Origin of the sequence: Kluyvera cryocrescens NBRC 102467, assembly GCF_001571285.1 — a bacterium.
GTDB lineage: Bacteria > Pseudomonadota > Gammaproteobacteria > Enterobacterales > Enterobacteriaceae > Kluyvera > Kluyvera cryocrescens.
The window spans coordinates 142,417-153,407 of record NZ_BCTM01000014.1; the positions used below are offsets into that span (position 1 = coordinate 142,417).

General features: G+C 54.5%; 12 protein-coding genes. 8 read left to right on the top strand and 4 right to left on the bottom strand.

Annotated elements, in window-relative coordinates; all coding sequences use genetic code 11:
* Window positions 1–16 precede the first annotated feature (16 nt).
* Complete coding sequence (gene nudK, locus KCR01S_RS11945) at window positions 17–592, top strand: GDP-mannose pyrophosphatase NudK (RefSeq protein ID WP_061282953.1); 576 nt, start codon at window positions 17–19, stop codon at window positions 590–592.
* Between the two features lie 105 nt (window positions 593–697).
* Window positions 698–1,747, top strand: a complete 1,050-nt coding sequence (locus KCR01S_RS11950) for a DUF1176 domain-containing protein (RefSeq protein ID WP_061282954.1) — start codon at window positions 698–700, stop codon at window positions 1,745–1,747.
* On the opposite strand, the gene KCR01S_RS11955 is transcribed toward KCR01S_RS11950, so the two are convergent.
* The gene (locus KCR01S_RS11955; RefSeq protein WP_061282955.1) at window positions 1,744–2,070 is read right to left on the bottom strand and encodes an EthD family reductase; all 327 of its coding nucleotides are present in this window, start codon (window positions 2,068–2,070) and stop codon (window positions 1,744–1,746) included. The genes KCR01S_RS11950 and KCR01S_RS11955 overlap by 4 nt on opposite strands.
* Window positions 2,071–2,297: 227 nt before the next feature.
* Here KCR01S_RS11955 and KCR01S_RS11960 point away from each other — a divergent pair, with 227 nt between their 5' ends.
* Window positions 2,298–3,209, top strand: coding sequence for a LysR family transcriptional regulator (locus KCR01S_RS11960; RefSeq protein ID WP_061282956.1), 912 nt, complete (start codon window positions 2,298–2,300; stop codon window positions 3,207–3,209).
* A 245-nt stretch (window positions 3,210–3,454) separates the two neighbouring features.
* Window positions 3,455–5,734 carry an NADP-dependent oxaloacetate-decarboxylating malate dehydrogenase gene (maeB, locus tag KCR01S_RS11965; RefSeq protein WP_061282957.1) on the top strand — a complete coding sequence of 760 codons (2,280 nt, stop codon included), beginning with the start codon at window positions 3,455–3,457 and terminating at the stop codon, window positions 5,732–5,734.
* 59 nt (window positions 5,735–5,793) lie between these two features.
* Here the strand turns inward: maeB and hemF are convergent, their stop codons facing one another.
* Both hemF and amiA read right to left on the bottom strand, forming a co-directional pair.
* Window positions 5,794–6,693 (bottom strand): oxygen-dependent coproporphyrinogen oxidase, encoded by a 900-nt coding sequence (gene hemF / locus KCR01S_RS11970; protein ID WP_061282958.1) that lies wholly within the window; start codon window positions 6,691–6,693, stop codon window positions 5,794–5,796.
* Window positions 6,693–7,562, bottom strand: coding sequence for an N-acetylmuramoyl-L-alanine amidase AmiA (gene amiA / locus KCR01S_RS11975; RefSeq protein ID WP_061282959.1), 870 nt, complete (start codon window positions 7,560–7,562; stop codon window positions 6,693–6,695). Before amiA ends, hemF begins: the two co-directional genes overlap by 1 nt.
* A 213-nt stretch (window positions 7,563–7,775) precedes the next feature.
* On the opposite strand from amiA, the gene KCR01S_RS11980 reads away from it, so the two are divergent.
* The 4 genes from KCR01S_RS11980 to KCR01S_RS11995 all read left to right on the top strand — a co-directional run bounded on the left by KCR01S_RS11980 (window position 7,776) and on the right by KCR01S_RS11995 (window position 10,269).
* Window positions 7,776–8,201, top strand: a complete 426-nt coding sequence (locus KCR01S_RS11980) for a GNAT family acetyltransferase (RefSeq protein WP_052282346.1) — start codon at window positions 7,776–7,778, stop codon at window positions 8,199–8,201.
* The gene (locus KCR01S_RS11985; protein ID WP_061282960.1) at window positions 8,188–8,637 is read left to right on the top strand and encodes a DUF2919 domain-containing protein; all 450 of its coding nucleotides are present in this window, start codon (window positions 8,188–8,190) and stop codon (window positions 8,635–8,637) included. The genes KCR01S_RS11980 and KCR01S_RS11985 overlap by 14 nt, the downstream gene beginning before the upstream one ends.
* A 60-nt stretch (window positions 8,638–8,697) precedes the next feature.
* On the top strand, window positions 8,698–9,273 hold the full coding sequence (locus KCR01S_RS11990) for an RpoE-regulated lipoprotein (RefSeq protein ID WP_061282961.1): 576 nt from the start codon (window positions 8,698–8,700) through the stop codon (window positions 9,271–9,273).
* 96 nt (window positions 9,274–9,369) lie between these two features.
* On the top strand, window positions 9,370–10,269 hold the full coding sequence (locus KCR01S_RS11995) for a Dyp-type peroxidase (RefSeq protein WP_061282962.1): 900 nt from the start codon (window positions 9,370–9,372) through the stop codon (window positions 10,267–10,269).
* Window positions 10,270–10,361: 92 nt separating this feature from the next.
* On the opposite strand, the gene KCR01S_RS12000 is transcribed toward KCR01S_RS11995, so the two are convergent.
* Window positions 10,362–10,742, bottom strand: a complete 381-nt coding sequence (locus KCR01S_RS12000) for an endonuclease domain-containing protein (protein ID WP_061282963.1) — start codon at window positions 10,740–10,742, stop codon at window positions 10,362–10,364.
* Between the last annotated feature and the right edge of the window lie 249 nt (window positions 10,743–10,991).

The following is a 10,991-nucleotide window of genomic DNA, read 5'->3' on the forward strand; positions in this document are numbered from 1 at the left end:
TCGCCGTGGGGCCTGAATGTCGATTCACATCAACGTTATCAAAGATAAAATCCTCTCTGAGAACTACTTCGTTCTGCGCAATATTACCTACGATTTAACCCAGCGGGATGGGCAGGTTGTTCAGCACAAACGTGAGGTTTACGACCGCGGCAATGGCGCCACCGTCCTGCTGTACAACAGTCAAAAACAGAGCGTAGTACTGGTTCGCCAGTTTCGGGTTGCGACCTGGGTTAACGGCAACGCCGATGGGATGCTGATTGAAACCTGCGCTGGACTGTTGGACGACGACGAGCCAGAGGATTGCATCCGCAAAGAGGCGATAGAAGAGACCGGCTACCAGGTGAAAAACGTGCGTAAAGTTTTTCAGCTGTATATGTCGCCGGGCGGCGTAACGGAAATTGTGCACTTCTTTATCGCCGAATATGACGATAGCCTGCGTGAAAATGAGGGCGGCGGGGTTGAAGATGAAGCAATCGACGTGCTGGAACTGCCGTTTAGCCAGGCGCTAACGATGATTCGCCAGGGCCAAATTTGCGACGGTAAGACGGTGATTTTGCTTCAATATCTGCAAAATTCGGGCCTTATGGCGTAATTTTTGGCGCTGCTCAATCCGACAAATCCGATTGAGCATTGCCGCTCCGCTGGCGAATATACCCCCAGTAAGTTGATGCTTTTTTCTTCTGGGGTCGTACCGTCCATGCGTTATCGCATTTTCCTTTTTTTCTTCTGCATCGGGTTGCTCCCGACGTCGTTGACGTGGGCGGCCCCGGCGCAGCAGCTTTTTTCTGACTGGTTAGTTACCTGCAATAACCAGAATTTCTGCGTGACCCGAAACGTCGGACTTCATCACGGTTTGGTGATGACGCTCAGTCGTAGCGCCGGCGCGCATACTGATGCGCAGCTGCGCATTGAGCTGGGTGGGCTGGTGAATCCGGTGGCGGCGGTGCCAGCCATTGAGCCACGTCTGCTACTCGATGGTAATCCCTTGAAGCTGGACGGCGAACACTGGAAGATTCAGCCGAAGCTGGTGACCACCGGCGATAGCGCGACCATTGATGCTTTTTTACAGCAAATTCAGGACGCGAGTGCGATCACGCTGGTGAAAGGGGTCCAGGTGATGTCGCTTCAGGGGCTGAAAGCCGCACTGTTGTTTATTGATGCCCAGCAAAAGCGCGTAGGCAATGAAACCGCGTGGATCCGCAAAGGCGACGAGCCGCCGTTAAGCGTGCCGCCCGCACCGCCGTTAAAGTCGGTGGCGAAGGTGAATCCGGTTCCGACGCCTTTAGGCCACGATGAGTACAACGATCTGCTCGATTTCGGGACCTGGCGGATGAACAACAACCAATGCTCGCTGGAGCCTTTACGCCGGGAAGTGTGGATAACCGCTCTGACCGACGATAAAGCCTTAATGATGACCAGCTGCGAGTCCGGTGCCTATAACACCATTTACCGCGCGTGGCTGGTGTCGCGGAAAAAGCCGTTTATCACCACCCCCATTCGACTACGCCTGCCTTTCCTGCCCAGCGGCCGCGAAGGGCGCGATATTGAACTGGTGAATCTGACTTTCAACGAAAAAAGCCGTGAACTGATCACGCTGGAGAAAGGGCGTGGGCTAGGGGATTGCGGCGTCCAGACGCGCTGGCGGTTTGACGGCCAGCGTTTCCGGCTGGTGCGCTATGCCGCGCAGCCGCAGTGCGACAACTGGCAGGGCGCAGACGCCTGGGCCACTCAGTGGGTCTCCGGTTAGCGTTTTCTAATTTCCGTAATGTAGGTCACGGCAACATGGGCGGCAAAATTGGGCACATCGTCGAAGGCCTGCTGGCCAACCGGTGAGCTAAAGGCTGCCATCGCCTCTTCCATTGAATCGAACCAGAGCTCCGAGAACCCGTCGATAGGAGAGTCTGGATAGACCCGGCGATCGATGGGATTCAGCACATAGCTACGCAGCCCCGGTAGCTTCAGGGCGATTTTGCTGTGCACCTCCTGCCAATGCGCAATAAATTCCTCAAAGCTTTGCCCCTCTTTTTTCGTCAGCAGGCCGACATGTTTAAAACCATTTACCGTCGTCATCATTCACTCCACTGTTGATAATGATGTATTAACATCATGATTAATTTAACGATTTAAGATGATGGCTTAACGGGCCCGCTTTGCCACATGATGGGCGTTAGCCATCACGAGGTGTACTATGATTGATTTAGTTAGAACGATAAATAGGGGTTTTGTCGCCTTTTTGTAGACATAAATTCTCCAATGCGTTACAGCATAGGCATTCTTCATTCATCAGGCCTTGAGCGATGCGTACAACCGATAATCTTGGCGGGATCACCGCCTTTGTGACGACGGCACAACTGGGGAGCTTCACCGCGGCGGCGGAGCGGCTGGGGTTGACCAAATCCGCGGTGGGAAAAAGCGTCGGCCGGCTTGAGGCGCGCCTGGGACTCAAGCTGCTTCACCGCTCCACGCGGCGGCTAAGTCTGACGCCGGATGGCGAAACGTTTTTGGCACGTTGCCAGCAGGCTATCGATATTCTTGCGCAGGCCGAAGCGGAGCTGACGTCACACGTCGTGGAGCCCTCAGGGCGTCTGCGGGTTGATCTCCCCTCGGCCTTCGGACGACAGCGTATCCTGCCGGTGCTGTTATCCATTGTTAGCCAGTATCCGGCGCTCACGCTCACCGTCACCTTCAGCGAACGTTTTGTGGATCTGATTGAAGAGGGCATCGATCTGGTGGTGCGCATTGGCGAACTGGCGGATAGCAGTGGCCTGGTGGCCCGGCGTTTAACGACGCAAAAATTGGTTGTCTGCGCGGCGCCGGACTATCTCCAGCGGCACGGTGAGCCGAACATTCCCGATGATATCTCTGAACACCATTGCGTAATTGGCTTTCGCCGCCATCAGCCAATTTATTGGTTGTTTAAAGAGAGCAGTGGGCAGACCGTCCGTTTGGCACCGCCTGCTACGTTTGAATTCGCTGACGGTGACGCCATGCTCGCGGCGACGTTGGCGGGATGCGGTCTGTCGCAGTTACCGCGTTGGCTGGTGAGAGAATACCTTCAGCGTGGCGAATTAGTCGAAGTGTTAACGGAAAATGCCGGAGGGGAAATGCCGATCAGCGTTATCTGGCCGCAGAATCGTCAGCCGCTACCGAAAGTCCGTTACGTCATTGATGAGCTGATCCGCGTCGCGGGGGAAGGCCGTCTGGACTAACGTCATGTCAGTTTGGTTATGGACGGCATAACGAAAAAGCATAGCCGGAAATCATGATCTTGCTACCGATAGTTGATAACATACGAATAATAAATAAATAACAAAACATGGTGTGTTCGCAAGAGTATGGCAGCCTTCAAAGTTTACCGGGCGGTCAAAGGCGATACTAGGCGCTTCTTTCGGGAGTGCATCAGGAACGTCATTGCGCTTCACCCTTTTAGTTCGATACGTGAAAGGAACCCTAAATGGACGACCAATTAAAACAAAGTGCCCTCGATTTTCATGAATTCCCCATTCCAGGAAAAATTCAGGTAGTCCCAACCAAACCGTTAGCAACCCAGCGCGATCTGGCTCTGGCCTATTCGCCGGGCGTTGCGGCACCGTGTCTGGAAATCGAAAAAGATCCGCTGGCGGCGTACAAGTATACGGCGCGGGGTAACCTGGTCGCAGTGGTATCAAACGGCACTGCCGTACTGGGTTTAGGGAATATCGGCGCGCTGGCCGGTAAACCTGTCATGGAAGGTAAGGGCGTTTTGTTCAAGAAATTTGCCGGTATCGACGTTTTCGATATCGAAGTGGACGAGCTCAATCCCGATAAATTCATTGATGTTGTGGCGGCGCTGGAACCGACCTTTGGCGGTATCAACCTCGAAGATATTAAAGCGCCGGAATGCTTCTACATTGAGCAGAAGCTGCGCGAACGCATGAATATTCCGGTATTCCACGACGATCAGCACGGTACCGCGATCATCAGCACCGCCGCAATTCTTAACGGTCTGCGCGTGGTCGAGAAAAACATCTCTGACGTTCGGATGGTGGTGTCCGGCGCGGGTGCGGCAGCAATTGCCTGTATGAACCTGCTGGTGGCGCTGGGAATGCAGAAACACAATATTGTGGTCTGCGACTCTAAAGGCGTTATTTACGAAGGCCGCGAGCCGAATATGGCGGAAACCAAAGCCGCCTACGCCGTGCGGGATGACGGTAAACGTACGCTGGACGATGTGATTGCGGATGCGGATATCTTCCTTGGCTGCTCTGGCCCGAAAGTACTGACCCAGGAGATGGTCAAGAAGATGGCACGTGCGCCGATGATCCTGGCGCTGGCCAATCCAGAGCCGGAAATTCTGCCGCCGCTGGCGAAAGAAGTACGCCCGGACGCCATCATTTGTACCGGTCGCTCTGACTATCCAAACCAGGTGAACAACGTGCTGTGCTTCCCGTTCATCTTCCGCGGCGCGCTGGACGTTGGCGCAACCGCGATCAACGAAGAGATGAAGCTGGCGGCTGTCCACGCTATTGCTGAACTGGCGCACGCGGAGCAGAGCGAAGTGGTTGCCTCAGCATACGGTGACCAGGATCTGAGCTTTGGCCCGGAATACATTATTCCAAAACCGTTCGATCCGCGCCTGATCGTGAAGATCGCCCCGGCGGTCGCAAAAGCGGCGATGGACTCCGGCGTAGCCAATCGTCCAATTGCCGATTTTGATGCCTACATCGAGAAGCTGAGCGAGTTCGTCTACAAAACGAACCTGTTCATGAAACCGATTTTCTCCCAGGCACGTAAAGAGCCAAAACGTATCGTGCTGGCGGAAGGCGAAGATAACCGCGTGCTGCATGCGACGCAGGAGCTGGTGACGCTGGGCCTGGCGAAACCGATTCTGATTGGTCGTCCGAGCGTCATCGAAATGCGTATTCAGAAGCTGGGCCTGCAGATTAAGCCGGGCGTCGACTTTGAAATCGTTAACAACGAGTCTGACCCGCGCTTTAAAGAGTACTGGCAGGAATACTACAGTCTGATGAAGCGTCGCGGCATTACGCAAGAGCAGGCGCAGCGTGAGATGATCAGCAATACCACCGCCATCGGTGCCATTATGGTTCAGCGCGGCGAAGCGGACGGGATGATCTGCGGCACCATCGGTGACTACCATGAGCACTTCAAGGTGATTAAACCGCTGTTTGGCTATCGTGACGGCGTTCATACCGCCGGGGCCATGAACGCGCTGCTGCTGCCAAGCGGCAACACCTTCATTGCCGATACCTACGTCAACAACGATCCAACGCCGGATGAGATTGCTGAAATTACCCTGATGGCGGCAGAAACCGTACGCCGCTTCGGTATCGAGCCGCGCGTCGCGCTGCTGTCACACTCCAACTTCGGCTCTTCCGACTGCCCGTCGGCCAGCAAAATGCGCGATGCATTAGAGCTGGTGAAAGCGCGTGCGCCTGAGCTGATGATTGATGGCGAAATGCACGGTGATGCTGCGCTGGTTGAGAGCATTCGCAACGATCGTATGCCGGATAGCCCGCTGAAAGGCTCCGCCAATATCCTGGTGATGCCGAATATGGAAGCGGCGCGTATCAGCTACAACCTGCTGCGCGTTTCGAGCGCCGAAGGCGTGACCGTTGGGCCGGTGCTGATGGGCGTGGCAAAACCGGTGCACGTGCTGACGCCAATTGCCTCCGTTCGCCGTATCGTCAATATGGTGGCGCTGGCGGTGGTTGAAGCGCAGACTCAGCCGCTGTAAAACAAAAAGCCCCGGGTCTCCGGGGCTTTTTTTCTTTAGATCGCCGTGAGCGGCTTCGGTTAAACCCACTCTTTGACTTTTATAAACTCGCTCAGCGCCGCTTCCGGGCTACCGTCTTCCGGTTGGTAGTTATATTCCCAGCGCACCAGCGGCGGCATCGACATCAATATCGACTCCGTGCGTCCCCCGGTCTGAAGACCGAACAGCGTTCCGCGATCCCACACCAGATTGAACTCGACGTAGCGCCCGCGGCGATAGAGCTGGAATTCACGCTCGCGCTCGCCGTATGCCATGGTCTTGCGACGATTAACGATAGGCAGATAGGCGTCGATAAATCCTTTCCCCACGGCCTGCATAAAGTCAAAACAGTGGGCGAAGTCCGGCGTATTGAGATCGTCAAAGAACAGACCGCCAATACCGCGCTGTTCATTGCGATGCTTGAGATGGAAATAGTCGTCGCACCACTTTTTATAACGTGGATAAACCTCAGCGCCGAAAGGCTGGCACAGGTCGCGGGCGGTCGTATGCCAATGAATCGCGTCTTCGTTAAAACCGTAGTAAGGGGTCAGGTCAAAGCCGCCGCCAAACCACCACACGGGCTCAGCTCCTGGCTTTTCAGCAATGAAAAAGCGCACGTTGGCGTGGCTGGTGGGCACGTAGGGATTACGCGGATGAACGACCAGCGAGACGCCCATCGCCTCAAAGCTGCGCCCCGCTAGCTCCGGGCGGTGTGCCGTAGCTGATGCGGGCATCGCGTCGCCATGGACGTGGGAGAAGTTGACCCCTGCCTGTTCAAAAAGCTTACCGTCGCGGAGTACGCGGCTGCGTCCGCCGCCGCCCGCTTCACGCTGCCAGTTATCCTCAATAAAGGCGCCGCCATCGACTTCGGCAAGCTGCTGACAAATATCGTCCTGTAGCTTCAGCAGGAACGCTTTTATTTGCTGAACATCAATGGCCATTAACGTTTCCTGGCGTGGGCTTTCTGGTTATCAAACCAGTGGAAGTAGCTGATGATGCCAGAGGCGATTGCGTTGGCAATTTTCTGGCGAAACGCAGCGGTACCTAACAGGCGCTCTTCGGCAGGGTTGGTAATAAACGAGGTTTCTACCAGAACCGATGGGATGGATGGCGACTTCAGCACCACAAACGCCGCCTGTTCCGTGCCTTTACTGTGTAACTTATGCACCGGTTTAATATTTTTCAGGACGTGTGAACCCAGCGTCAGGCTGTTTTTAATCGTATCGGTTTGCACCAGGTCGAACAAAACCTGCTGTAACAGGTGATCTTTGTCTTTTGCCTTTTTACCCGCCAGTTCATCAACGGCGTTCTCTTTATCCGACAGGTACTTTGCCATGGCGCTACTGGCACCACGGTTGGAGAGAGCAAAAACGGAAGCGCCCGCCGCGGAAGGGTTGGTAAAGCCATCGGCGTGAATCGACATAAACAGATCGGCACCGTGCTTATGGGCGATTTCTACCCGGTCGTACAGCGGAATAAAGGTGTCACCGGTGCGCGTCAGCTTGGCGTCTATGCCGTTTTTTTGCAAAATCGCGCGGACGTTTTTGGCAATCGCCAGCACCACGTGCTTTTCTTTGGAGCCACTGTGCCCAATCGCACCGGTATCAATGCCGCCATGGCCTGGATCGAGCATCACCAGGCGTCGGCTCGACGACTTTTTCGCCGGTTTACTGTGGCTGTTGCTGGTTTTTAATGGAGCGTCCTTTGCGGCTGCCTGAGCGGCAATCCCGGACAATGTTAACGCAGCCAATCCAGCTTTTAGCACCTGACGGCGCGAAGTCAGTGTTTTTAAAGGTTTAAAAGTGCTCATTCCGGCCTGAGTTGTAAAAACAAGAATCTATATGTTATATCGTATCGCGTATTCCCTTACGACTGCTCGTGATGAGAATTGTTTTACTTTTCATTTCAATACGTGTCTGTACCTTATTATGCCATTTTTTTCACTGCGCCGCGTCAGATATTGGCTAATTCGACCGTTCGCGCCATAATCACTGTTTTTAAACCTGAAAAGGTGGTTAATACCATGGAGATACGCGTTTTTCGCCAGGCAGATTTTGAAGAGGTCATCACTCTGTGGGAGCGATGCGATCTGCTGCGCCCATGGAATGATCCGGAAATGGATATCGAACGTAAGGTCAATCACGACGTTAGCCTATTCCTGGTGGCTGAGGTCAACGGTGAAGTGGTTGGCACGATTATGGGTGGCTACGATGGTCACCGCGGATCGGCTTATTACCTTGGCGTACATCCGGAGTACCGGGGACGCGGTATTGCAAACGCGTTGCTCAATCGCCTGGAGAAAAAACTCATCGCCCGCGGCTGCCCTAAAATCCAGATTATGGTGCGGGAAGAAAACGACGTGGTACTGGGTATGTATGAGCGCCTGGGTTACGAACACGCCGATGTGCAAAGTTTGGGTAAGCGTCTGATCGAAGATGAAGAGTACTGATTTCTCGCCCGTTGATTTTGATGCACATGGCCGTCTGCGTTTGCCTTTCTTGTTCTGGTGTCTGCTGCTGTTACAGGCGCGAACATGGGTGCTGTTTTTGCTGGCCGGAGCCTCACGGGATCAAGGGGATGTGCTGCTGAACCTGTTTTACCCCGACCATAGCCTGTTCTGGATAGGATTACTGCCCGGCGTTCCGGCGGTTTTCGCTTTCTTATTGAGCGGGAGACGCCATGTCTATCCCCGCGTCTGGCGTGTGCTACGGCCGGTACTGATTGTCGCGCAAGTGATTTTGCTGTGCTGGCAGCCCTGGCTTTGGTTTAGCGAAGAGCCGCTTTCTGGTATTGGTTTGAGTCTCTTTTTACTGGATATTTTTGCGCTGTGGTGGCTGCTGACCAACCCGCGGCTGCGCGCTTGTTTCAATGAAGTCGCAGAATAAACGGCACTTATTGGATTTATTGCACTCCAATAGGCCTGACTGACATAAAAGGAAGTATCAATGAAATCGCTGCGTTTACTCGTGTGTGCTCTCCCGCTGGCTCTGACCGGCTGTTCAACGCTCTCTGCGGTCAACTGGTCCGCGGCCTATCCGTGGAACTGGTTTGGTTCTTCTGCGGCCGTAAGCGAGCAGGGCGTAGGCGAGCTAACCGGATCAACCCCTTTGAATGAGCAAGCCATCAGTGATGCGTTGGGCGGTGATTATCGACTGCGCAGCGGCATGAAGGCCCAGAGTGGCGGCGTGGTTCACTATTTTGAAGCACTGCGCGGTGACAAGCTGGCGATGGTCATCAACGGAGATGGCGGCACGGTGAACCGTATTGATGTGCTCGAGGATGATGTGGCGGCGGCCGGTGGCGTAAAAGTGGGCACGAAATTTAGCGATGTCTACGACAAAGCCTTCGGCAATTGCCAGGCTGCTGTCGCCGATGAAAGCAACGTCGTGGAGTGCAAGGCCAAAGAAAGCACCCACATTAGCTACCAGTTCTCCGGAAACTGGCAGGGGCCGCAGGGCCTGATGCCGCCGGATGACACGCTGAAAAACTGGACGCTGTCGAAAATCATCTGGCAACGCTAAATTTGACCGCGGTTACCCTGGCTTGCTGAAAAGCGGGTACAATATGTGAGGTTTTTATATGCCACGATGTCGTGGCATTTTATTTCAGGAGGAGCGATGTCTCAGGTTCAGAGCGGCATTTTGCCGGAACATTGCCGCGCGGCGATTTGGATTGAAGCCAATGTCAAAGGGGACGTGAACGCCCTGCGTGCTGGCAGCAAAGTTTTTGCCGAAAAGCTGGCGGCGTTTCAGGATCAATTTCCGGATGCGCATTTAGGCGCGGTTGTTGCGTTTGGCCACAATACCTGGCGTGAGCTGAGCGGCGGCGTTGGCGCGCAAGAGCTGAAAGATTTTCCTCCGTATGGCAAAGGACTGGCGCCATCCACGCAGTTTGATGTGCTGATCCACATTCTCTCTTTGCGTCATGACGTTAACTTCTCCGTGGCTCAGGCCGCGCTGGCCGCCTTTGGCGATGCGCTGGACGTGAAGGAAGAAGTACACGGTTTCCGTTGGGTAGAAGAACGCGATCTGAGCGGCTTCGTGGACGGCACCGAAAACCCGGCGGGTGAAGAAACGCGTCGTGAAGTCGCGGTGATCAAAGACGGCGTGGACGCGGGCGGCAGCTATGTTTTCGTGCAGCGCTGGGAGCATAACCTTAAGCAGTTGAACCGCATGAGCGTACCGGATCAGGAAATGATGATTGGCCGTACCAAAGAAGCCAACGAAGAGATTGACGGCGACGATCGTCCGGAAACCTCGCACCTGACCCGCGTGGATCTGAAAGAAGACGGCAAAGGGCTGAAGATTGTTCGCCAGAGCCTGCCATACGGTACCGCAAGTGGCACGCACGGCCTGTACTTCTGCGCCTACTGCGCGCGTCTGCACAATATTGAACAGCAGTTGCTGAGCATGTTTGGTGATACTGACGGTAAACGTGATGCGATGCTGCGCTTTACCAAACCGGTGACCGGTGGCTATTACTTCGCGCCTTCGCTGGATAAGCTTGTCGCGCTGTAAGGCTGAGCTTTCCCCCTCACCCTAACCCTCTCCCCTCAGGGGAGAGGGGACCGTTTTACCTTGTCTGTCATAACGAGACTAGATGAAATGAGCTACTCCCCCTCTCCCTTCCAGGGAGAGGGCCGGGGTGAGGGTACAGACAACACCAATGCCTCCAGAATCGTCCCCAACACCGCGTCCTCATTCTCCATAAGCTCATTATTCCAGAATCGCAGACCCCGCCATCCTTGCAATGCCAGCCACGCCGTTCTTCGGGCATCATATCCAGCCCTTGCATCATGCTGCCCGCCGTCGAGCTCAATTGCGAGACGAACGCGACAGCAGACAAAATCCAGAATATAAGGCCCTACCGGGAGCTGGCGGCGAAACTTAAAGCGTGCAAATCGCCGGTCACGAAGTAAGTACCATAACCGGCGCTCCTGCGGTGTGAGCTGGCGTCTTAGCTGCCGGGCGAAGTTAAATTTGCTTTCCATTTCGGCACGTTGCCATCGATAGTACCGGTTGTCTTAAGCGCGTTAACGTCATGGAATCAGGCTTCAGAAAACCGCATTAACCCTAAAACTGTTCACTTAAGCAAAGCGATTAGGGGAAACGCCGGGATTTGGTTCCAGGGACGCCAAACCCGGTGGGCGCCCCGGGTATCTCAATCTTGAACTCACGGTGTTAGCATTAATTCCCTTATTCTCTTTTCAACTTCCAAATCACCAAACGGTATATAAAAC